Below are 23,562 nucleotides of genomic sequence, written 5' to 3'. Positions count from 1 at the left end.
GTTTATTTCGTTTTCTCCGCCGACCGGATCAGAAAAAGTTCCGGTCCGCTTGAACGATCTTTTCTGAAAGATACTCTTTTTTTCGCAGACCATCAAGTCCAAACCGTGCGAAAAATCAAAAATTATCAGAAAACGACCTTTTTTTCAACAATCATTTCATGCCCACTTCACCAATGCGAAATCCATACGATGCGGCAACATCGGATTCTGCGGGAAAATGCGCAGCGCCATATCGAACATCCCGGCCTGTTCGGGAACATAGTCCAAGGCGAAAGTCACCTGGCTGCCCGAAACCTGCACCTGGCTGAGCGGCACGGTACGGATGACCTCCACGACCCGGTCCGGCTCCACGGGACGGGCCACGACCAGTTCGGCCCCCACGTCCTCCGGAGCGAGTCCGGCCAGGTCGAGCGTAAGCTCGAAATGGTAACTGCGTCCTATGAAGATCGGCTTGTCGCCGACCCGGGCACGCTGCACGTCCACGATCTTCACGGCAGGCCACGCAGCCAGCACCTTGTGCTTCCAGGCGACGATCTCGCGCGCAACGGCGAAGTCGTTCTCCGACAGTTCCCGCTTGCGGGCCGCCAGCCGGTTGTAGAAACGCACCTCATAGTCGCGCAGCATCCGGTTGGTCGTGAAGTTCGAAGCGATTTCGGCAATACATTTTTTCACCGAAGCCATCCACGCACGGGGAATACCGTCGGCATCCCGGTCGTAGTATTTCGGCACGATCTCCTCTTCGATCGTATTGTAAATCATCTCGGCGTCGAGTTCGTTCTGATACTGCGGATCGGAAAAGACCGTCTCCATCGGCAGTGCCCAACCGGCACCCTCCTTGTATCCTTCGACCCACCAGCCGTCGAGCACCGAAAACTGCAGCACGCCGTTCATCACGCACTTTTCACCCGACGTACCCGACGCCTCGAGCGGACGAGTCGGGGTATTGAGCCACACGTCCACCCCCTGCACCAGACGACGCGCCAGCTCCATATCGTAATTCTGCAGGAAGATGATCTTGCCGGAGAACTGCGGCATGGCTGCGACTTCGATGATTCGCTTGATCAGATCCTGCCCCGGCTTGTCATTGGGATGCGCCTTGCCCGCGAAGATAAACTGCACGGGACGCTCCTTGTTATTGACAATGGCCGCCAGGCGATCCAAATCGGTGAAGAGCAGCAACGCTCGTTTGTAAGTGGCGAACCGGCGTGCGAAACCGATCTTCAGCACGTCGGGCTTGATCCCTTCGAGTACCTGCATGACCTGATGGGGCGAATCCATGCGCACATGGCTGGGATCGCAATAGCGACGGCGGATCATGCGGACGAGTTTCTCCTTGAGCACCAGACGTTCCCGCCACAGGTCTTCGTCCGGGATGTCGTACACCTTCTTCCACTCGGAAATACGATATTCGTGCCCCTCGAACCCTTCGGGAAAATAGCGGGCATACAGACGACGCAGGCGCGTCGCCGTCCAGGTCGGGAAGTGCACACCGTTGGTCACGTAACCGATATGCAGCTCGTTTTTGAAGTAGCCCGGCCATAAATTCCCCAAAATCTCTTTGGAAACCTCGCCGTGCAGCCACGACACCCCATTGACCTCCTGCGAAAGGTTGCAGGCGAGCACCGACATCGAGAATTTCTCGTTCGGATCCTCCGGATCGACACGTCCCAGACCGATGAACTGCGCCCAGCCGATCCCCAGTTCCTCGGGATAATGAGACAGATACTGCCGGATCATCGCCTCGGGAAAGGCATCGTGTCCCGCAGGAACGGGTGTATGGGTCGTAAACAGCGACGAAGAGCGGACAATCTCCAGCGCTTCGGAGAAAGTCAGGCGGCGGCGCAGCACCAAATTGCGGATACGTTCCAGGCCGAGGAACGCCGCATGTCCTTCGTTGCAATGGGAAATATCCTGCGCAATATGCAGCGACTGAAGCGCCCGCACCCCGCCGATACCCAGCAGAATTTCCTGTTTGAGACGGTTTTCCCAGTCTCCGCCGTACAGGTAGTGAGTCACCCGACGATCCTCCTCGAGGTTGGCCTCGTAGTCGGCGTCGAGCAGATACAAATCGGTACGTCCCACCCGGCAGAGCCAAATGCGGGCCGTCAGCGTACGCCCCGGCAACGGAATCGTCACAGTCGCCCAGTTACCCACCGCATCGCGTACAGGCTCGATCGGCAGCTTCGAAAAATTCTGGGCCTCGTAAGTCGCCTCCTGCGCTCCTTGAGCGGAAAGCTTCTGGGTAAAATAACCGTACCGGTAAAGCAGTCCGACCGCGACCATCGGCACGTTCTTGTCCGACGCCTCCTTGAGGTAATCGCCGGCCAGAATTCCCAACCCGCCCGAGTAGATTTTCAGCGAAGCGTGCAGGCCGTACTCCATCGAGAAATAGGCGATTTTCGGCGTCGCCGGATCGGGTTTCTCGGACATGTAGCTCCTGAACTGCGCATATACCGCATCGAGCAGCACCAGAAACCGTTCGTCCCGCTCCAACTCCTTCAGACGATTCACACTGAGCAAGTCGAGAAAAGCGATCGGATTACGCTCGCTCCGGTTCCAAAGGTCGGGATCTATCTCTTCGAACAGATCTCTGGCTCCGGGATTCCAGCACCACCAAAGGTTATGAGCCAATTCCTCGAGAGGGCGGAGCCGATCGGGCAGATTCTTCTCCACCATCGTCCGGCTCCAGTCGGGACGTTCGGGACGGAGCACCTGATACACCAATTTAACCTGCTGCTCTGGCAACTGCGCCGTATCCGCAGCCGCATGGTTCATCCGCACATCGGCATTGTCGATCGCCTGGGCATAGGCCTCCTCATACGCCTTGAACAGCCGGCTCCAAAGCGCCTCTTTCGACAACTCGCCCGCAGCACGACGCATCTCCTCCACACGAGCGGCTTCCAACTGCGAAAACCGCAGCACGGCGTCGGCCAGCGCAGAGGCCACCTCGTCGTCGTTGCCGTCCTCGCGGCAGAGCACCGCTACGCCGGGATGCTCCTCCCGCCGGTCAATCCAAAGACCGAACCCGGCCAGCGTCGTGGTGACGGTCGGCACGGAAAAGGCGATCGACTCGAGCGGAGTATAGCCCCACGGCTCGTAATAGGAGGGAAACAGCGTCAAATCCATGCCCACGAGCAACTCGTAATAGCTCTTGTCGAAAATACCGTCCCGGTCATCCAAATACGAAGGTACGAAAATCACATGCACTTTGGACGCGGGATCGGCCAAAGGGCTGCCGTCGATCGCCCGCACGATCGGGTCCCACTGCATATTCTCCAGATAATGGGTCGCCCAGGGCCATTGCGAGCCGTCGATCGGCTGCGAGGGATCCTGCAGGTGTTTCTGCAAGTCGGCGCGGGCCCCCCGGTTGGCGGCCGGCACCATGACGTACAACACGACTTCACGCTCCAGACGCTCCAAACCGGCCAGCCGCTTCATACCCTCCAGCAGCACATCCAGCCCCTTGTTGCGGAATTCGTACCGGCCGCTCGTGCCGACGATCAGCGGATCGTCCTGCAACTTGCGTCCCAGACAGGCTTCCGCCACGGCGATCAAGGCCGTGCGGGCCTCCTCGCGCTTGACCCGATAGTCGTCGCCCTGCCAGACGAAATCGTCCTCGAAGCCGTTAGGCGTAACGGCATCCGCTTCGTGACCGAGCAAATACCGACATTCGACGGCCGTAATTCCACTGACGGTCAGGAAAACGTCGCTGTTGGCCGCCGCCTTCTTTTCGATCGAATGCTTGGCCGTCACGCCGAAACGACGGGCCAGGTCGTCCGCATTGAACGTAGTCAAATCCTTGTAAAGCGCCATTCCGTTTCCGGCGATGCTGCGTCCCAGCACGGTAGCGTGCGTGGTGAACAACGTGGCTACGTAAGGCGACTCCCGGCGCAGATAAAGTCCTCCGGCGGCGGTCATCCACTCGTGGAAATGAGCCGCGACCCGGTCGGCGGACTTACAGAAAGTTTCGACGTAGGAGGCTACGACCAGTCCGGCGGCATAGCCGAACAGCACCGGCTCGATGTAATCCCACTGGCCCGAAATCGAATCCACGCGGTAGCTCTCCCAAAGGAACTTCAAGATGTCGTCCTTGCGGGGAATCAGCGAGGAGAAATCGACCAGGATCACCTGCGGCCGCCCGACGATGCGCCAACGGCCCACTCGGACACGGATCCCCTTTTCATACAGGGTCTGCCGCCACCCCTTGAGCAGCGCCGGGTCCTCCTCGAACTCCCGGTCAGCCCCCTGCCCCAGATCGGGACCGATCGTAAAATAGCGATCGCCGTACTTTCCGCATACGGTCCGGGCCTTGGTCGCTATCACGGTGTTGATACCGCCCACTTTATTGCATACCTCCCAACTGATCTCGAAGAGACAGTCGGGTTTCAGTTTCATATCGTTCATATTTCAAAGGTTTGATTATTCAACAATCAGTCGTCCGCCTCGAACAACGCGCCGATCACGGCATCCGACACCAGAAACTTCTCCGCCGGAATCGCCAGCCGACCGGCCGCGAGACACAACTCTCCGACCCGCATGAAAGGCTCCGCCTGCCGCAGCAGCCGCTCCGCCCGCTCTTTTCCGAAACAGGTTTCGACCGTCGCCAACTCGAGTCCCTCGGCCGTGCGCAGGCGGGTCATCAGATACTCGTTGTAGCGATCCCGCTCCGTAAGCCGCTCCTGTTCGTAAATCGCCTCCGTTCCGGCACCGGCCAGGTAGCCGTCGATCGACGCAGCGGCCCAGCGGCGCGACTTCCCGTTGAAGGAGTGGGCTGCAGGCCCGATGCCCAAATACTCGTCGCCCGACCAATAGGCGGCATTGTGACGGGCCCGGCAACCGGGCAGCGCATAATTCGACACTTCGTAATGCTCGAATCCAGCCCCGGTCAGCGTTCGGTGCACCTCCAGGTATTCGCGTTCGCTCACCTGTTCGTCCACCTCGGAGAACCGCCCGCGCTCCAGGCGACGCCCGAAGGCCGTATTTTTCTCTACTGTCAAATGGTATGCCGAAATATGCTGCACGCCGAGCGCCAGAGCCTGTTCGAGGTTACGTTGCAACACTTTCCCGCCGAAACCCGGAACGCCGAAGATCAGGTCGATCGTCAGATTCGCAAAACCCGCAGCCTGTGCCCTCCGCACAGCCTCGACAGCCTGCGCACCGGTATGGCGCCGGTTCATCAGCCGCAGCTCGTCGTCGTCGAAAGACTGCACGCCCACGCTCAACCGGTTCGCACCCGTACGGGCCAGCGCCTCCAGCCACTCTTCGGTCATATCGTCGGGATTGGCCTCGACGGTAAACTCCTCCACACCGCTGCAATCCAGCAGCGTCGCCGCCCGGTCCGCCAGTCCCTGCAACCGGGCGGGATCGCAGAGCGACGGGGTCCCGCCGCCGAAATAGACGGTGCGGATCCGACGGTCGGCGAGCCAATCGACGGCTCCGTCCAATTCGCGCCCCATCGCATCCAGCACGGAATCGACACGCCCCACCTCGGCGCTTTTGAAAAAGTCGCAATAGGCGCAAATCCTGCGGCAAAAAGGAATATGGAAATAAAGTCCGGCCATGTGACTAACGAATGAAAACCGAACGCCAGGCGGATCTACTTCAACGCAGCCCGCACGCATCCTATATTGTTACAAATATAACAAAATATAAGACGCATTATTTCTCTGTAACAGAAATTTCACACAATAGAATAATAAAAACGGAACGAAAAACCCGATGATCGAAACAACGGACAAAAGAGGAAATACAACTCCCTGTAAATACCGGCGGAGGAACCCCGAAAGGTTCCTCCGCCGCAAAATCCGCGCAATCCGGCTATCTGGCCTGCAAAACAGCCCGCAGTTCGCCGTCGGTAAGAAGCATCAGCATATCGCCGTCCACTTCATAATGAGTCGCTCCCGACAAAACGTCGCCGAAAGCCTGCTCCCGATCCAAATCGGGGCAGAACATCCGGGTCGAAGCCATGTTCTGACCGACGGTCAGACCGCCTGTTTCCGTGGTTTGGTAGGAACCCATAAACCGGTTGCAGGCTCCGAGCCCCGAAAGACGTCCGTCCTCACCGAAAACGACGGTAAAGAGGTCGCCTTCCACCGGTACGGCACGACCGTTGAGCTGCACAAGCTGCCATTCGGTGCCGACAAAAGGTTTGCCGTCGCCTTTCCGATGTTTACGGCAGGGACAACAGGAGGCTACGAGCATCACGAGGGCGGCGAGTGCCGCCAGTTTCATAAAACGTGTCATAAGCTATCGATTTTGAATCTTTATCCAGCAAAATATGTGCAAACATAACCAAAATAATCGTAACTTTGTACTCCGCCACGGTTCCCGAAGATAAAAACGGCCCGGTCGCAGGAAAATAGAACTTAAAATCGAACATTCATGCGAAACGGGGCGAAAAACGGGGTTGCCGACATACCCTGCGACCGAAAAAGCACGCACCCTATTTCCGATCAAACGAGAACCGGGTACAACGAAAAAGAAAATTCAACCATAAATTTTAACGAATCAAAATAATACGACACTATGAAAACCATTATCGCATCTCCCAAAGCCCCCAAAGCGGTGGGCCCCTATTCGCAGGCAGTAAAGTGCGGCGACACGCTCTACATTTCGGGACAGCTCCCGATCGACGGCGCCACCGGCGCGATGCCCGAAAGCATCGAAGACCAGACGCGCCAGTCGCTCACCAATCTGGGGCACATCCTCGAAGAGGCGGGTTATTCCCACGCCGATATCGTGAAAACGACGGTCCTGCTCACCGACATCGCCGATTTCGCCGCGATGAACGCCGTTTACGCCACGTTCTTTACGAAGGATATGCCCGCACGCATCTGCTATCAGGTATCCAAGCTGCCGATGGGTGCGAAGGTCGAGATCGATGCGGTCGCCGTCAAGTAAAACGCGTCCGGTCAGCGGAAACACGGACGGAAGGACCGCGCTTCGCCGCCCATAAAAACGATTATATATACTCGAACGACGCGAGATTCCGCGTTGTTTTCCGGGCTTGTCCGCAACCGCCTGCGATCGGCGTGCATATGCGCGAATCCGACGCGCCGTTTTCTATCCGGTCGGAGGGAAACCGGACCGCAGAGCGGGAAAGAACTCCCGACAGGGAGCATCAAACACAGGGGCAACAAAGTTATATAATCATGTTACAGAGGTAGTAAGCTCAACACTTCGCCGTATAGATGCACGACGGGCAAACCGGCTTGCCGGGCGAAAAACGAGGACTGACGACTCCGCCATTTTCCAAAATGTGCGTCCCGGATCACTGGGACGCACGTTTTATCCATTGTTGATAACTTTGGAATAATTTGTCGCGGGAAGATTCGAAAATCCCGAAGAAAAGCAGGAAATTTGTATAGTTGGGACCGAACGGAACAAGCCTGCATCGGTCCCGATTCCTGTAAAGACATAAAGAAATAAAACTCAAGATATCATGTCAAGCAACAAACAACCGGGCCTCCCGACCGAAGTGTCCTACAACGAAGCGGTCGAAGCGTCGAAAAAATATTTCGACGGAGACGACCTGGCCGCTACGGTTTGGGTAAGCAAATATGCCCTGAAAGATTCGTACGGCCATATTTACGAAAAAACTCCGCGCGATATGCACGAGCGCATCGCCGCCGAGATCGAACGGATCGAAAAGAAGTACCCCAATCCTATGAACCGGCAGGAGGTGTTCGAACTGCTCGACCACTTCCGCTACATCATCCCGCAAGGCGGTCCCATGACCGGTATCGGCAACAACTTCCAAGCGGCTTCGCTTTCGAACTGCTTCGTCATCGGCCACAAGAATCCGGCAGACTCCTACGGCGGCATCTTCCGCATGGACGAGGAGCAGGTGCAACTGATGAAGCGGCGCGGCGGCGTGGGGCACGACCTTTCGCACATCCGCCCCACAGGTAGTCCGGTGCTCAACTCGGCGCTCACCTCGACCGGTATCGTCCCCTTCATGGAGCGTTACTCGAACTCGACGCGCGAAGTGGCCCAGGACGGTCGCCGGGGAGCTCTGATGCTCACCCTTTCGATCAAACATCCCGACGCAGAGCGTTTCATCGATGCCAAAGTCGATACGAGCAAGGTGACCGGCGCCAATGTTTCGGTCAAAATCGACGACGAATTCATGCGTGCGGCACTCGCCGGGAAGAAATACCACCAACAGTTCCCGATTCACTCGGACAAACCGCTCTACCAGCAGGATATCGACGCCAAGAAACTTTGGGACAAGATCATCCACAACGCCTGGAAATCGGCCGAACCGGGCGTAATGTTCTGGGACACGATCATCCGCGAGAGTATTCCCGACTGCTATGCCGACGAAGGATTTACGACCGTGGCGACCAACCCCTGCGGCGAAATTCCGCTCTGCCCCTACGACTCGTGCCGCCTGCTGGCGATCAACCTGTTGAGTTACGTGGACAAACCTTTCACCAAAGAAGCGTCGTTCAACTTCGAGAAATTCAAGCAACACGTCGAGAAGGCGATGCGTATGATGGACGACATCATCGACTTGGAATTGGAAAAAATCGAGTTGATCATCAATAAGATCGCCGCCGATCCCGAAGACGAAGACATTCGCCGCGTGGAACTCGAACTCTGGAAAAAGATCCGCACGATGGCCCGCAAAGGACGTCGTACGGGACTGGGCATCACGGCCGAAGGCGACATGCTCGCAGCATTGGGACTCCGTTACGGTACGCCCGAAGCGACGGCTTTCGCCGTGAAGGTACAGAAGACCCTCGCACTGGAAGCCTACCGCGCCTCGGTAAAGATGGCCGCAGAGCGCGGAGCGTTCGAAATTTTCGATGCACGCAAGGAGGAGAAGAACCCGATGATCGGCCGCATCCGGGAGGCCGATCCGGAGCTCTACGCCGAAATGGTAAAACACGGACGACGCAATATCGCCATGCTGACCATCGCCCCTACGGGAACCACCTCGCTCATGTCGCAAACCACGTCGGGCATCGAACCGGTTTTCCGTCCCGTCTATAAGCGTCGCCGCAAGATCAACCCTTCGGACCAGGATGCCAAAGTGGCTTTCGTGGACGATATGGGCGAAAAGTTCGAAGAGTACAACGTCTATCACCACAACTTCGTCAAATGGCTCGAAGCCAACGGATACGATACCTCGAAACTGCAAGACATATCGGACGATGAGCTCAACCGGTGGGTAGCCGCATCGCCCTATCACGGCGCGACGGCCAACGACATCGACTGGGTGGCCAAAGTCAAGATGCAGGGCGAAATTCAGAAGTGGGTCGATCACTCGATTTCGGTGACGGTCAATCTGCCGAACGACGTTTCCGAAGCACTCGTAGCGGACGTATATCGCACGGCCTGGGAGTGCGGCTGCAAAGGGGTAACGGTTTACCGCGACGGCTGCCGCGAAGGCGTACTGATCGATAAGAAGAAAAAAGCGGCAAAAGAGGAGAACGGGCAGACCATTCTCAAACGCCCCAAATCGATCCCGGCGGACATCGTGCGTTTCAAAAACGGCAACGAAAACTGGATCGCCTTCGTCGGCCTGCAGGATGGACGCCCTTACGAAATCTTCACGGGTAAAATCGAAGAGGACGCCATGTATATTCCGCCCAAAATCAACAAGGGCTTTATTATAAAGGTACGCGAGGAGAACGGTTCGAAACGGTACGACTTCCAGTATATCGACCGATACGGCTACACCAACACCATCGGCGGCATTTCGCGCCTGTTCAACGAAGAGTTCTGGAACTACGCCAAGCTGATTTCGGGCGTCCTGCGCCACGGCATGCCGATCACCAACGTCGTATCGCTCATCGAATCGCTCCACCTGAACAGCGAAACCATCAATACCTGGAAGCTGGGTGTGGAACGAGCACTGAAGCAATATATCTCGGACGGCACCAAAACCAAGGACAAGTGCCCGAGCTGCGGCCAGGAGACGATGGCCTATCAGAACGGGTGTCTTACGTGCATGTCCTGCGGGTACTCGAAATGCGGTTGATTCTCTGCCGACAGACAATAAAATATACAAAACGTCAAACGAGGTCCGGGCTTTTGGCCCGGACTTTGCTTTTAGCTTCTACAAAAGGATATATAGAGATGAATCAAGCTCCCGTGTAAGGGTTTACATACACGAAAACAAAAAATTATTACACATTAAATTCGAACTACATGAAAAAATTATTCATTACGATGGCACTCGTTCTTTGTGCCGCAGCCGCTTCAGCCCAGGTTGTCGCTGTCGCAGAAGAAATCGTCGTAGAAGAGCAACAGCCCAAGAGACGAGGCTGGGCCGGTTACGAAACCAACCGTTTCTTCGACAACTGGGAAATCACCGTCGCCGGAGGCGCCCAAATTATGGTCTTCAACGGCACGCTGGGAAAAGACGATTTCGGATCGTCGCGCTTCAACCACATCAACTGGCAGGCCGACTTCTCGCTGACCAAATGGTTCCACCCCGTAATGGGTGCCCGCCTGCAAATTCAGGGCGGCCAGTACCAGAACGACACGGCATTCGGCAACCAATACATGAAAGACCCGTACATCTTCACGCACATGGACTTCATGGTGAATCTGTCGAACTGGATCGGCGGCGAGCGTGACGACCGCGTCTATTACGCAGTGCCTTTCGCCGGCTTCGGTTACCACGTATCGGGTTTCACCGACAAATTCCAGCGCGACTGGGGCTACGGGACGGACCACTCGTTCGCTTTCACGGCCGGTTTGCTGAACAAGTTCCGCGTATGCCCGGCCCTGGACATCGAACTGGAACTCAAGGCTTGGATGCTGCCCAGCAGCAACATGCCCTCAATCCTGAATTCGGGAACACAGAAAGTAGCCGCAGCCTACAGTGCCACGATCGGTCTTACGTACCGTTTCAACCGCCGCGGCTTCAAACAGGCTTCGCCCTACACCGTCGAAGATGTAATGGCTTACCAGGCTGTCATAGCCGACCGCGACCTGGCTCTGGCTGCTGTACAGGCCGACAACGCCGAACTGGCCAATGACCTGGCTGCAGCAAACAAAGCTGCGAAAAAAGCCGCTGCCGAAGCTGCCGCCGCGAAGAAAGCTGCCGAAATGGCGAAGTGGGGTCCCAATCCTATCCCGGCCGACCAGCTCGACGGCAATGCCTACACCGATGACATCTATCTGACCGGCAAAGGCATCACCTTCTTCAACATCGGCCAGACCGAGCTGAGTCCGAAAGAGAAACTCCGCCTGGACATCATCGCTACCCAAATCAAGAATGCGCCGAAAAACAAGATTTACGTGATCGAAGGCCATGCCGATCCCCAAACCGGTTCGAAGGCCGTGAATACCCGCCTGGCCGAGCAGCGTGCGAAGAAGGTTTACGACTACCTGATCTCGAAAGGCGTAAAAGCCGAGAACCTGCAGTACAAGGGTTACAGCGACACCAAGTCTCCGTTCAAGACCGAGCAGGAGAACCGCGTAACGGTAATCCGCTAAATGCCAAATACAAAAAAAATCCCGCTGTAAAATACAGCGGGATTTTTTTGTGCAAGGATCAGAAAGAGGCGAATAATCGTACGGATTCGTACGTAAAGATCGCCGAACCGCCTCCTGTCCGGTACAAAAATAATCGAGCCGACGCAGCGCCGAATCTGCTCGGACATCCGCGTCAGCGGAATTTATTTTATACGACAATCGCTGAAAGACGCACCGGATTTCGCGGGTGATGAAGATACGATACGCCGCCCACGCAGGATCGCCGCCTAATCAAAAAGAAGGGAGAGAATCTTTTTCAGCCCCTCTTCATCCTCCCGGTCGAACGCATCCAACCGGTCGCTGTCCACATCCAGACAGGCGAACACACGCCCTTCCCGGTCCCGAATCGGCAGGACGATCTCGCTGCGGGATTTCGAATTACAGGCGATATGTCCCGGAAACCGCTCCACATCGGGCACGATCACGGTTTCTCCCGTGCTGACCGCCGCCCAGCAAACTCCCGTATGATGCCGCAGCTTCTGACAGGCAACGGGCCCCTGGTACGAGCGGACAATCAGTTCGTCGTCGATAAGGGCATACACCCCTGTCCAGAAAAAAGTCTGCATCTTATGATGCAACACGGCCTCCATCGTGGCCAGCCGTGCCCAAATGTCGTCGGTCGTCTGTACATAGCCCTTGATCTGCTCGTACAACCGGTCGTACTTCGCCAGTTTCGCACTCATCGTCGCAATCGTTAAAAGAGAATGCTAAGTAATCAATTTTTTTTCAAAAATCCGCCGGATTCATCCGCTTTTAGCGATTCACACCACGAAAAAGCGGATCTATGGAAAACCATAGACCCGCCCGAATCATCGACCGGCTCCGTCAGGCCAACAGCAACACGAGCACCACGCCCCAGATGATGAGCAGCGTATTACCGATGGCATAAGTGATGGTATATCCCAGCGAGGGGACATTGCTGCCGATCGTATCCTCGACAGCACCGAGAGCCGCCGTAGTCGTTCGCGCTCCGGCGACGCATCCGAGCGTCAGGGCATCGTTGAAACGGAACAGGTAACGGCCGATCAACACGCCCAGCACCAGAGGAAGAGTCGTGGCACCGGCCCCCACCAGGAAAAGGCTCCAGCCCACCTGCTGAAAACCGGCGACGAACGACGGTCCGGTCGAAATGCCGACGATCGCAATGAAAGTATTCAGTCCCATATTGTTCATGAACCACACGGTCTGTTCGGGAATGCCTCCCAAAGTCGGGCGCCGCGAACGGGCCCAGCCGCAGAAAAGACCTGCGAGCAGCACGCCGCCGCTCACGGTCAGACTCAGGGGAATCGCCCCTATCTTGGCCACCAGCATCCATCCGAAGATCAGACCGCCCAGACAGATACCCAGCCCCAGCAACGGAACGCTGCTCTCGGTCTTCACCGGATCGCTGAAACCCAACTGTGCGGCGGCACGTCGCACGTCCTGCGGCAGCCCGACCAATTCGATCCGGTCGCCGGCATCGAGTTTGGCTCCGCTCCGCACGGGGATCTTCACACCCGCCCGCACGATGGACCGGATATTGACCCCGTGCATGAATTTAGCCGACAAGACCTTTCCGATCCTCTCCCCGGCAGCCCCCTTGCGATTGACCACGACAGGAAGGACCTGAACGGCAAAATTCGTCAGTGTCGTATCGGACACTTCGGCACCGATCCACTTCTCTTCGCTGATGACGTATTCGCGGCGACCGCTGACGACCAGTTGATCGCCCGGACGGATCACTGTCCGGGGTGTCACCTCATCGACGACCTTCCCCTGCTGGCAGAGCCGTTCGACGAAAATACGCTTTCCGTCGCGCTGCATGACGGTTTCGAATTCGTGGACGGTACGCCCGCCCTCGAACCATTCGTTATCGGCGCTGAAAACCCGGAAAACGATCTCCCGGGCCGCCGGGTCGAAGCCGGCTTTCAGGCTGACGTCTTCGCCCATCTTCTGCTCCAGATCGCGCGCAGACTGCTTCACCTTCGCCACGCCGCCCAGCAGCCGGGGTCCGATCGAACTCAACACCCATGCGGAACCCGCCGTACCGAAGATGTAAGTTACCGCATAACAAACGGGCATTGAACTGAGATCGGTTTCCGCTCCGCCCGGCAGTTCGCGGATCGTATCGGTCGCCACGCCCAGCACGGCCGACATCGTCTGCGACCCGGCCAGCAGCCCCGCAGCCTGCGAAAGCGTATAGCCCATCAGCCAGGAGAAGAGCCATACCGACCCCAAACACAGCAAACAGACCACCACGGCGAAGGCCACCTGCGGCAATCCGTCCTTCTTCAACCCCCGGAAGAACTGCGGGCCGACCGCATATCCCACGGCGAAGAGGAACATCAGGAAGAAAAGGGTTTTGGCCGGTTCGGGAATCTCGATACGAAGCTGCCCGACGATCACGCCCACCAGCAGCACGCTGGTCACCGTTCCGAGCGAAAAGCTGCGGATGCGCAGCTTACCCAACAAAAATCCCAGCGCAATGGTCAAAAAAACGGCCAGCGCGGGATTTGCTTGGATGAAATGCGTGAATTGTACACCTGTAAACATAATTTATCTCGTTTTCTTCGTTAGGTTTCACGTCAATCAAACGGCAAACCGTGTGCCGCAAACGCACAGACGAAGAATCAGCGGGATAAATAACGCTCCGTAAGACGGGAAACGGCGTAATCGCCGAGGGTTTCGCGCGAAATGACGAGCATTTCGCGCAAGGAGGGCGTCCAGCGCTCCACGACGATCCGGTAGAAAACAGCGTGGATCGCCCGGTGCGAAAGCTGATGCACGGGCATCTTGACGGTCCCGGCAAGGCATACCGTCCCGGCATCTTTGAAGAGAGCGCAAAACTCCGGCATCGCGGCCAGCACCGTATATTCCACCGGTTCGGGAGTTTCGATGAGCGGAAATTCGTACAACCCCTGCCAAATGTCGCCGGCACCCCGTCGGCGCAACACCAATTCATCGCCGCATTCGACGTGCAGGTAGTTGAAATAGCGGGGTTCGACAGCCGTACGCCCCTGTTTGACGGGACGGACATCGACCGTACGGGCGGCAAAAGCCAGACAGCGGTCACGCAAAGGGCACTCCGTACAGCGGGGCTGTGCCGGAAGACAGCAAAGAGCCCCGAAATCCATAATGGCCTGGTTGTAAAGTCCCGGCCGCTGCCGGTCGATCAGCGAATCGGCCAGCGCAGCGAACGTCCTCCTTCCGGAAGTCGTATCGATGGGCGTATCGAGATCGTAAAGGCGGGAAAGCACCCGAAAGACATTGCCGTCGAGTGCGGCACAGGGTTCCTCGTATGCGATCGAACAGATCGCCGCAGCCGTATAGTCGCCCACGCCGGGCAATGCCCGCACGTCGGCATAGGCCGTCGGGAAAACGCCGCCGTGCGTCTCCACGATCCGCCGGGCTGCGGCCAGCAGGTTCCGGGCCCGGGAGTAGTAGCCGAGCCCCTGCCAGCACTTGAGAACCAGATCTTCGGGAGCCGAAGCGAGGGCCGCGACGTCGGGGAACAGTTCGAGAAAACGATGATAATAGGACATACCCTGCGCCACGCGGGTCTGTTGCAGGATCACTTCCGAAATCCAGATCCGGTAAGGGTCCCGTGTGCGACGCCAGGGGAGGTCGCGCCCCTCGCGTCCGTACCACTCCAGGAGCCGCGAAGCGACCTCGGGATCGGGAACGTATGTCTGCTGATCGTTTTTCAAAATCCTCCGGGAAAAGACGATTCCCCGGGACAAAAATAGGGATTCAAGGCGATAAAAGCAAACCCGTCAGGTGCCCGTTCCTTCGCTCTTAAACGAAGCCGCCTTGCGGCGCGGGCGCAGCAGCCACAGGAAGGGCAGTGCCGAGGCCAACGAAACGAATGTGACGAAAAGGAAATCGTCGGAGATACCGGCCACGTAGCTTTCCGCCGAAGAGAGCCCGCCCTGCGCCGAATGGAACGCCGTACGGCCGGTCAGAATAACGGTAAGCAGGGCGATGCTGACGCTGCCCGAGAGTTGCTTGATGCTGTTGGAGATACCGGCTGCCGAAGCCATATCGCACTGGCTCAAATTCATGAGCGAGAAATCGTTCAGCGGGGCAAAGGTCAGTCCCATGCCGAAGCCGCGCAGATAGAGTACCAACATGATCTGTGCATGCGTAGTATGAAGAGTAAACCGGCTGGCGAAATAGAAACTCAACGTCATGACCAGGATGCCGGTCACGGCGATGAAAAGCGGCTTGACGTAGCGGGTCAGGAATCCCGAGCAGGTCGAAAGCACGCCCTGGATCAGGCCGACGGGCAGAAAAACGCTTCCGGCCATGATCGCCGTATAGCCCAGCCCCTTCTGCATGTAAAGCGGCAGCAAATAGGTACCGCCCAGCATGCCGATACCGAAGATCGCCAGCACAGCCATCGAAACGCCGAAATTACGTTCGCCGAGCAGTTTCAGATTCAACAGCGGATTTTCGCACCGCAGCTCCCGGACGATAAAGACAATGAGTGCCGCAGCCGCAACCGCAAAACATCCGATCACCTCCGGAGAACTCCACCCCTCGGGATTCGAAGGCGAATTGCCTCGGGCCAGTGCGAAGATCAAAAGGGGCATGAAACAGACCACGCACAGAAAACCCGGCCAGTCGAAACTGCCCGCACGGGCACCGCGCCACTCCTTCTGGATAAAAATTGCAAACAGAATGGCCGCCAGTCCCACAGGAACATTGACATCGAAGATCAGGTGCCAACTGTAATCGTCCACCAGATAACCGCCGATCAGAGGACCGAACGAGATCGAAGCGGCGGCCGCCACCGACCACAACCCCAGGGCCAGCCCCCGCTGTTGCGGAGGAAACTCCCGGGTAACGATCGCCAGGCCGAGCGATTGGATGATGCCGCTGCCGAAGCCTTGCAGGGCACGGGCCGAAATCAGGAACATATCGCTCCCGGCGCGGCCGCAGAGCCACGATCCGAAGGTGAAGAGCACCAACCCCAGAATATACATCCGTTTGTTGCCGATGCGGTCGGCGATCCAACCCGCCGAAGGCAGCATGAGCGTCATGGTAATCATATAGGCCGTAATGACCCATTCGGCGGTCGAAATGGGGATGTGAAATACCGACATAATGGTCGGCAGGCCGACGTTCACGACCGTCACGTCCATCACGGCCATGAAAGTCCCGAGCATCACGAGGCTCAAAATCCACCATTTATACCCCCTACTGTTGCGTATGCGTTCTCTCGGATTCCTCATTGCATGTTTATTCAGGAAACAAACGGGACAAAAAAAGTGCCATGAGACAGAGTGCTTCGAAATCCGAACCGAACGAAGGACATATTGCTTTCGATACGGTTTGTGCGGCAAATCTCCCGCTCTTGGCACAATCCGTGAACGGAACGGATAATACCGCCTCGACAAAAACGTTATAATTAAATGAAATATACGCCATGAAAACCATTTTTTTCGGGACACAGCCCTACGACCGCGAATCGTTCGACCGGATCAACGCCGACTACGGGATACGGATCAAATACCACCGCAGCCACCTGAACATCGACAACGTACCCCTGGCACAAGGCGCCGATGCGGTCTGCATCTTCGTCAATGACTCGGCGGATGCCCCAACCGTCGGGGAGCTGGCCCGCATGGGTGTACGGTTGATCGCCCTGCGCTGCGCGGGTTTCAACAACGTCGATCTGAAAGCCGCCGCCGAGCACGGCATCACGGTAGTCCGGGTACCGGCCTATTCGCCCTATGCCGTGGCCGAACACGCCGTGGCACTGATGCTCTCGCTCAACCGGAAGGTACACCGCGCTTACTGGCGTACCCGGGACGGAAATTTCGCCCTGCACGGCCTCCTCGGCTTCGATATGCACGGCAAAACGGCCGGCATCGTCGGCACGGGAAAAATCGCCCGTGCCCTCATCCGCATCCTGCGGGGTTTCGGGATGGAGGTCCTCGGCTACGACCCCTGCCCCGACGAGGCGTTCGCCCGGGAATCAGGTATGACCTACGTTCCGCTGACCGAACTCTACCGCCGCTCGGACATCATCTCGCTGCACTGTCCCCTCACGGACCGAACCCTCCACATGATCGACGCCGAAGCCATCGGTCAAATGAAAGACGGGGTCATCATCATCAACACGGGACGCGGGCAGCTGATCCGCACGAGCGACCTGATCGAAGGACTCAAGGAGAAAAAGATCGGAGCGGCGGGGCTGGATGTCTATGAGGAAGAGGCGGATTACTTCTATCAGGACACCTCCGACCGGATCATGGACGACGACATGCTGGCACGCCTGCTCTCCTTCAACAACGTGATCCTCACCTCCCACCAGGGATTCTTCACCCGCGAGGCGCTGGACAACATCGCCCGCACGACCCTCGAAAACATTCAGGCATTCTCCCACGGAGAGTGCCTCAACGAAGTGAAATACAAATAAAAACAGATCATACCATGAAAAAAATCGTACTGTTGCGGCACGGCGAAAGCGCGTGGAACCGCGAAAACCGCTTCACGGGATGGACGGACGTCGATCTCACGGACAAAGGCGTCGAAGAGGCCCTCAAAGCCGGAGAATTGCTCAAAGCCGAAGGATTCCGTTTCGGCAAAGCCTACACCTCCTACCTGAAAAGGGCCGTCCGGACCCTGAACTGTGTTCTCGACCGGCTCGATCAGGAATGGATCCCCGTCGAGAAAAACTGGCGCCTCAACGAGAAACATTACGGCGTACTGCAAGGGCTCAACAAGAGCGAAACGGCGGCCCGCTTCGGCGAAGAGCAGGTGCACATCTGGCGGCGCAGCTACGACGTCGCACCCGATCCGCTGGCCGAAGACGATCCCCGCAATCCGCGCTTCGATCCCCGCTACGCCGGGATCCCGGACGAGGAGCTGCCCCGCACCGAATCGCTCAAGCAAACCATCGAACGGGCGCTGCCCTACTGGCAATGCGTGATTTTCCCCGAACTGTCCGTTCACGACGAAATCTTGGTGGTAGCGCACGGCAACAGCCTGCGGGGTATCATCAAACACCTGAAAGGCATCTCCGACGCGGCGATCTCGGAACTCAACCTCCCGACGGCCGTGCCATACGTCTTCGAATTCGACGACAAGTTACGTCTGGTGAAAGATTACTTTCTGGGCGATCCCGAACAGATCCGCAAGCTGATGGAAGCCGTAGCCAATCAGGGCAAAAAATAGCGCCGGGAATACCGGAGAAAGATAAAAAAAGAGAGCGAAGGCTGATCTTCGCTCTCTTTCAATTTTCGGGAGCTGTCCACCACCTGCCCGGCAGCGTGTCGGACCGGTCCAAACGTACCGGCTCGCCGATTCGCGGCAGCACGATCCCCGCCTCGGGATTCTCCGCCGCGAGTGCAGCCGCATTGTTCAGCGGCTCGTCCCAGGGATGCCGCGCCAGAGCGTATTTGGAATTGTGCACCGGAAAAACCCGCCGGGCGCCGAGGTCCTCTACGGCCCGCTTCAGATCGGCCGGAAGCATGTGGATATAGCGCCAATCCTCGCTGTACTGGCCGTCTTCGAGCACGGCGACATCCAGATTCGGAAACTCGCGTGCGACGTCGGCGAAATGGGTATCGTACCCGCCGTCGCCGCCGAGGAAAATCCGCTGCGACGGAGTTTCGACGACGAACGAAGCCCACAGCGTCCGGTTCGCCCGAAACGTACGTCCGGAAAAGTGCCTCGCGGGACGGCAATATACCGTAAAGCCGCCGCCGAGCGCAGCTTGTTCGCCCCAATCGAGCTCCGTGATCCGCTGCGGATCGAAACCCCAATATTCGAAATACTCGCCCACACCCAGCGGGCAGACGACACGGCCCGTGCGGTCGCGCAGCTTCGTTACCGTGCCGTAGTCGAGATGGTCCCAATGGTCGTGTGTGATGACCAGCAGGTCGATCCCAGGCATATCCTCGGGTTTATAGAGATCGGTCCCCTCGAAAGGTCTGTTGAAAAACGGCAAGGGCGAAGCCGTTTCGAAAACGGGATCGACCAGAATACGCAGCCCGTCTGCCTGAATCAGGTAGGAGGAGTGGCCGAACCAGACCAGCAGGTTCTCTTTCGGATCGAGCGCTTTCAGGTCGGTCTTCACTGCAGGCAGCGCATGATCGGGACGATTGCGCTCCTTACGCTCGAAAAGGAAGTCGTACATCGTAGCCCACCAGCCCTTTCCCGATGTGAGCTGCGGCGTCGCATGCCGGTTGCGGAAAGCGCCGTCGCGGTAATTGGGCGAACGCCAGATCCGTTCCAGCCGCTCCCCGCGCGGAGCACGTCCGAATTCGGGTCGATTCATAAAAAGAGCGATCGCCGCGACCAACAGAGCCGCGACTGCAAGGAAAACGATCATAGTGCGAATTATTTTACGTTTCATATCGAACAACAAACGTGCATTTCGGAAATTTCATATCCCGAGCCGTCGAACCGTTTCAAAGATAATCCGAAAAACCGGAAATCCGCCGCATCGCAACGGAATAAACCGACATCATGCCGCCGAAAAGCCGCAGGATGTCCCTCCGATTTGTATTCCGGGGCGTCTCCCGTTATCTTTGCAAACACCCATCGGCCTCTCCCCGCTTTTCCGAAAAAAGCGGAAACCGTCACCCCGCCCCGAAGTCCTGCGCTTCGCCGACCCAATCCGAAACGGGCTACCTTCTCCCGTCTCCTCGGGCGGAACCTTATCCACTCCCGTCCGAATCCGGTCATCGCCCCGATTCCAACCCCTTTCACACTTTTTTATTATGGCAAAACTCGAAAGACTCGTCATCCACTGCACGGCCACGCCGCCCGGCCGCGAAGTGAGTGCCGCCGATATCCGCAGGTGGCACACAGCCCCCGTTTCCCAGGGCGGCCGAGGCTGGCGTCAGGTGGGTTATACCGACCTCATCCACCTGGACGGCAGCGTCGAACGGCTCGTTCCCAACAACGAAGACCGCACGGTCGATCCCTGGGAGATCACCAACGGCGCCTGCGGCTACAACGCCACCAGCCGCCACATCGCATACGCCGGAGGAGTCGCCGCCGACGGCACGACCCCCTGCGATACCCGCACTCCGCAGCAAAAGAGCGCCCTCGAACACTACGTCCGGGATTTCGTCGCCCGATTTCCCGGCGCAGCCGTCGTAGGGCATAACGAACTGGCAGCCAAAGCCTGCCCATCGTTCGACGTGCAGGCATGGCTTCGGGAAACCGGCATTCTCTAACCTCCTTCGACACGAACTACCGAAATGAACCCGACACTTATCACCGACCTGCTGACCTATGCCCTGCCGAGCGGCTTTCTGGCCGGAACCGTCACCTGGCTGGTCAGCCGCCGCAAGCGCCGCAACGACATGCTGGCCGACATGCAGCGCTCGATCGACCTGTTGTGCGAAAAGTACAACGACGTACTGCAGGAGAACGTCACCCTGCGCCGGGAAAAAGCCGACTGGCTGGTCGCCCAACAGGAACTGCTCCGCAAAATCGACAAACTGACCCGCGAAGTCGAAGGGCTCCGCAAAAACTTCAACCGCAAAACCCAGAAAAAAACCGATGAAACCTCCCCGACGAAAAAAACGGCCCGTGCTGCTGCCGCTGCTGCTCCTGACGGCAGCCGGATGTGCGACGACCCGCACCACGACGCAGACCTCGGACATACAGACCCGAATACATTCGGAACGAAGCGTCGAAAAATCGCAACGCGACAGCCTCGTACGACAACTACGGCAACAGCAACAGGAGTCCGACTCGACATCACGAACCCTGCTGATTGCGACCGAATCCCTGCCGACGGACCGGACCCGGCTGGCGATCCCGCTTAAAGACCTCGACCATCTTCCCCCGGGTGCGGCCTACACCGCCCGCAGCGGACGGGCCGCGATCCGAGCCGAAAAACAGGACGATTCGCTCATCGTCACCGGTATAAGCGACCGAGCGGAACGGCGTACATGGCTGCTGACAAACCAGACTTTCCGGCGGCAGCGGCAATCGGACAGCCTCGCAAGCCATACCGGTCTGCGAAACCTTTCCTCCTTCGCCCGCGATACGACCCTCCTGCGTGAAACACACGCCTCGACGACCCGAAAAAAATCTTCCGGCAATCTGTTTCGCACGCTCTTTACCGGCATCGCACTCGGAATACTCCTGACCGTAGTGTTCCGCAAAACAGGAGTATGGGCGGCCATCCGTCGCTTTCTGAAAAACCTCCTCCCGTAACATCTCCTTCCGACGACCGGACGCAGTTTCTCTACGAAAGTTGCGTCCGGTCATCCTTTCTCCCCACCCGACAACGAGTAGGGAAAACGAAAAACCATCGGTACAAACATCCGACGAAACAGTTCCGATTTCCAATCATGAAATCCCGGCAACGGTATTGCCTTCGCAAGGGAAATCCGGCAGGTTAATTCTGTTTATTCATTATCCTATTTGTACGATTATCAAACGGAATATTGTATATTATTTGTGCTTTATATCCTTTTTTCCTATTTTGCGACCAAATTACAAAAAACCGTATTCTATGACGACTCCAGTAGAATTTTCTACTGTTCCACCTCTCACATCCACCATGCAGGAAGAAGGTTATACCTTCTCCCGAACGGATAAATGCAGCCTTTTCCTCTGCCAAGGCGGGGAACTCGACATCATTCAGGAAGACAAGACATATCACATCCGCCAGGGAGACATATACATCTCTCCTCTTCTTATGTCCATTCAGATAAAACATAGGAGCAAGGATCTGAAGGGCGTCGTACTCACAGTCGATATAGATTACGTCCTGACCAATGCGAAAAAGACATTCCATCCGACCTGGAATTTTTTCATCTACGAAAACCCCTGCCTGTCTCTGACGAAAGAACAATACGTACACATTGACCAATTGATCGACGCATTGCGGAAGCGGATTGCGGCAATAAACACCTCGGTGACAAATACGCAACAAAAGATCATCAATCACGAGTTGGTAACGGCAATGGGCGAAGTACTCTATTATGAAATTCTGAGCATCTATTTCGCACGCCAACCCCAACAGCCCCAGCACAAGGACCGGAAAGACCATGTGTTCCAGAACTTCATAATCTCTCTTTACCAGAATCACCGCATGGAACGGGAGGTAACCTACTACGCCCAGGAACAATATCTGACACCCCGCTATTTTTCGGCAATCATCAAAGAGAAATCGGGCATTTCGGCCCTGCAGTGGATCATTCGCATGGTCATTGCCGACGCCAAACAGATGCTCCGTTCCTCGGACTTAAGTATCAAGGAAATAGCTTCCGAACTGAATTTTTCGACCCAATCCTTCTTCGGCAAATATTTCAAACAGTACGTCGGGATTTCTCCGACTGAATATCGAAACGGGAAACTGGTCGGCCAGAGCCAACAGTCGGTTTTAGAGCGATAATTCCCGAAAGAGAGTGAAACAGACGCCGTTATCTGCCGGAAAATAAAAGGCTTTTGGCTTCGGTCCCTCAAAATATTTCCCCGGATCCAATTATATCCTGCCTGTCGGTGACAAGCAGGAGTTTTTCTTTTATTGCCAAAAATCTTTCCATTGCCTTGTCAAACAGGAACAACGGACTCTCCATTTCCTCAAAAATTCTCTGAACTTATCCGTATCCCGTCTGATAATATATTTGGAATCACGCAGGAGCATCAACTCTTCTCCCGAATAATAAACCATCTTTTCATGAAGAAGGAAACAGAATTCGAACCAGCGCTTCGACAGGTAATTTCGCAAACTTTTATTGATACTCCCGCCCCTCGAAAGACGAGATACAGGATCATTCATCCGGACCTCAATACACTGAAAAACGCAGAGGACAACCTTTCGATTGTCCTCTGCGTTTCAGAGCGGAAAACGAGACTCGAACTCGCGACCCCAACCTTGGCAAGGTTGCGCTCTCAAGCCCCCAAAACGCTGCGCGTTTAGGGGTAACCAACTGAGCTATTTCCTTTTACGACGATTTTCTCGAATGTGTTTTACCTCGTTTTTCGCATTGGTTAAACGGATGGTTAAACATTTGCGTCTATCTACTGGTTTGTAAATGATTGTTAATTAAAGAATTGTTTAATGGGCTAAATAAGTTCTGTAACACGTTCTTTCTTGTTATTCATTGGCAT

The 23,562-nt window shown here is 56.6% G+C and carries 16 protein-coding genes and 1 tRNA gene; 8 read left to right on the top strand and 9 right to left on the bottom strand.

Annotated features, from left to right (window positions below; translation table 11 throughout):
• Nucleotides 1–156 precede the first annotated feature (156 nt).
• The 3 genes from glgP to ALIPUT_RS03790 form a co-directional block, all read right to left on the bottom strand.
• Complete coding sequence (gene glgP, locus ALIPUT_RS03800) at nucleotides 157–4,404, bottom strand: alpha-glucan family phosphorylase (protein WP_004328393.1); 4,248 nt, start codon at nucleotides 4,402–4,404, stop codon at nucleotides 157–159.
• Between the two features lie 26 nt (nucleotides 4,405–4,430).
• On the bottom strand, nucleotides 4,431–5,561 hold the full coding sequence (gene hemW / locus ALIPUT_RS03795; RefSeq protein WP_004328392.1) for a radical SAM family heme chaperone HemW: 1,131 nt from the start codon (nucleotides 5,559–5,561) through the stop codon (nucleotides 4,431–4,433).
• Nucleotides 5,562–5,817: 256 nt separating this feature from the next.
• Nucleotides 5,818–6,243, bottom strand: coding sequence for an META domain-containing protein (locus ALIPUT_RS03790; RefSeq protein WP_004328390.1), 426 nt, complete (start codon nucleotides 6,241–6,243; stop codon nucleotides 5,818–5,820).
• 282 nt (nucleotides 6,244–6,525) lie between these two features.
• On the opposite strand from ALIPUT_RS03790, the gene ALIPUT_RS03785 reads away from it, so the two are divergent.
• From ALIPUT_RS03785 to ALIPUT_RS03775, 3 genes are all read left to right on the top strand, one after another.
• Nucleotides 6,526–6,900, top strand: coding sequence for a RidA family protein (locus ALIPUT_RS03785; RefSeq protein ID WP_004328387.1), 375 nt, complete (start codon nucleotides 6,526–6,528; stop codon nucleotides 6,898–6,900).
• Between the two features lie 541 nt (nucleotides 6,901–7,441).
• Nucleotides 7,442–9,988 carry an adenosylcobalamin-dependent ribonucleoside-diphosphate reductase gene (locus ALIPUT_RS03780; protein ID WP_004328386.1) on the top strand — a complete coding sequence of 849 codons (2,547 nt, stop codon included), beginning with the start codon at nucleotides 7,442–7,444 and terminating at the stop codon, nucleotides 9,986–9,988.
• 170 nt (nucleotides 9,989–10,158) lie between these two features.
• The gene (locus ALIPUT_RS03775; RefSeq protein ID WP_004328385.1) at nucleotides 10,159–11,454 is read left to right on the top strand and encodes an OmpA family protein; all 1,296 of its coding nucleotides are present in this window, start codon (nucleotides 10,159–10,161) and stop codon (nucleotides 11,452–11,454) included.
• A gap of 266 nt (nucleotides 11,455–11,720) precedes the next feature.
• Here ALIPUT_RS03775 and ALIPUT_RS03770 read toward each other — a convergent pair whose 3' ends face one another.
• The 4 genes from ALIPUT_RS03770 to ALIPUT_RS03755 all read right to left on the bottom strand — a co-directional run bounded on the left by ALIPUT_RS03770 (nucleotide 11,721) and on the right by ALIPUT_RS03755 (nucleotide 16,706).
• A complete protein-coding gene (locus ALIPUT_RS03770; RefSeq protein ID WP_004328383.1) occupies nucleotides 11,721–12,176 on the bottom strand; it encodes a GAF domain-containing protein in 456 nt (151 codons plus the stop codon).
• A 142-nt stretch (nucleotides 12,177–12,318) separates the two neighbouring features.
• Nucleotides 12,319–14,025 carry an aspartate-alanine antiporter gene (gene aspT, locus ALIPUT_RS03765; protein ID WP_004328382.1) on the bottom strand — a complete coding sequence of 569 codons (1,707 nt, stop codon included), beginning with the start codon at nucleotides 14,023–14,025 and terminating at the stop codon, nucleotides 12,319–12,321.
• A gap of 77 nt (nucleotides 14,026–14,102) precedes the next feature.
• The gene (gene mutY, locus ALIPUT_RS03760; RefSeq protein ID WP_004328381.1) at nucleotides 14,103–15,179 is read right to left on the bottom strand and encodes an A/G-specific adenine glycosylase; all 1,077 of its coding nucleotides are present in this window, start codon (nucleotides 15,177–15,179) and stop codon (nucleotides 14,103–14,105) included.
• 66 nt (nucleotides 15,180–15,245) lie between these two features.
• Entirely contained in the window at nucleotides 15,246–16,706 is a 1,461-nt protein-coding gene (locus ALIPUT_RS03755; protein WP_004328380.1) for a DHA2 family efflux MFS transporter permease subunit, read from the bottom strand.
• Between the two features lie 194 nt (nucleotides 16,707–16,900).
• On the opposite strand from ALIPUT_RS03755, the gene ALIPUT_RS03745 reads away from it, so the two are divergent.
• Together ALIPUT_RS03745 and gpmA are read left to right on the top strand one after the other, a co-directional pair.
• A complete protein-coding gene (locus ALIPUT_RS03745; protein ID WP_004328378.1) occupies nucleotides 16,901–17,896 on the top strand; it encodes a 2-hydroxyacid dehydrogenase in 996 nt (331 codons plus the stop codon).
• A gap of 14 nt (nucleotides 17,897–17,910) precedes the next feature.
• Entirely contained in the window at nucleotides 17,911–18,654 is a 744-nt protein-coding gene (gene gpmA / locus ALIPUT_RS03740; RefSeq protein WP_004328377.1) for a 2,3-diphosphoglycerate-dependent phosphoglycerate mutase, read from the top strand.
• A gap of 58 nt (nucleotides 18,655–18,712) precedes the next feature.
• Here the strand turns inward: gpmA and ALIPUT_RS03735 are convergent, their stop codons facing one another.
• Nucleotides 18,713–19,837, bottom strand: a complete 1,125-nt coding sequence (locus ALIPUT_RS03735) for an MBL fold metallo-hydrolase (RefSeq protein ID WP_004328376.1) — start codon at nucleotides 19,835–19,837, stop codon at nucleotides 18,713–18,715.
• Nucleotides 19,838–20,204: 367 nt separating this feature from the next.
• Between ALIPUT_RS03735 and ALIPUT_RS03725 the strand changes: the two genes are divergently transcribed.
• The 3 genes from ALIPUT_RS03725 (at nucleotide 20,205) to ALIPUT_RS03710 (ending at nucleotide 22,843) form a co-directional block, all read left to right on the top strand.
• Nucleotides 20,205–20,666, top strand: a complete 462-nt coding sequence (locus ALIPUT_RS03725; protein WP_040293182.1) for an N-acetylmuramoyl-L-alanine amidase — start codon at nucleotides 20,205–20,207, stop codon at nucleotides 20,664–20,666.
• 358 nt (nucleotides 20,667–21,024) lie between these two features.
• Nucleotides 21,025–21,657 (top strand): hypothetical protein, encoded by a 633-nt coding sequence (locus tag ALIPUT_RS12995; RefSeq protein WP_187117661.1) that lies wholly within the window; start codon nucleotides 21,025–21,027, stop codon nucleotides 21,655–21,657.
• Nucleotides 21,658–21,958: 301 nt separating this feature from the next.
• Nucleotides 21,959–22,843 (top strand): helix-turn-helix domain-containing protein, encoded by an 885-nt coding sequence (locus tag ALIPUT_RS03710; RefSeq protein WP_040293179.1) that lies wholly within the window; start codon nucleotides 21,959–21,961, stop codon nucleotides 22,841–22,843.
• Nucleotides 22,844–23,294: 451 nt separating this feature from the next.
• Here the strand turns inward: ALIPUT_RS03710 and ALIPUT_RS12715 are convergent.
• Nucleotides 23,295–23,396 (bottom strand) — tRNA-Gly (locus tag ALIPUT_RS12715).
• Between the last annotated feature and the right edge of the window lie 166 nt (nucleotides 23,397–23,562).

Source organism: Alistipes putredinis DSM 17216 (assembly GCF_000154465.1).
Taxonomy (GTDB): Bacteria; Bacteroidota; Bacteroidia; order Bacteroidales; family Rikenellaceae; genus Alistipes; species Alistipes putredinis.
Note: the sequence above shows the minus strand (reverse complement) of the source record. Positions and strands in the feature narration are given on the sequence as shown.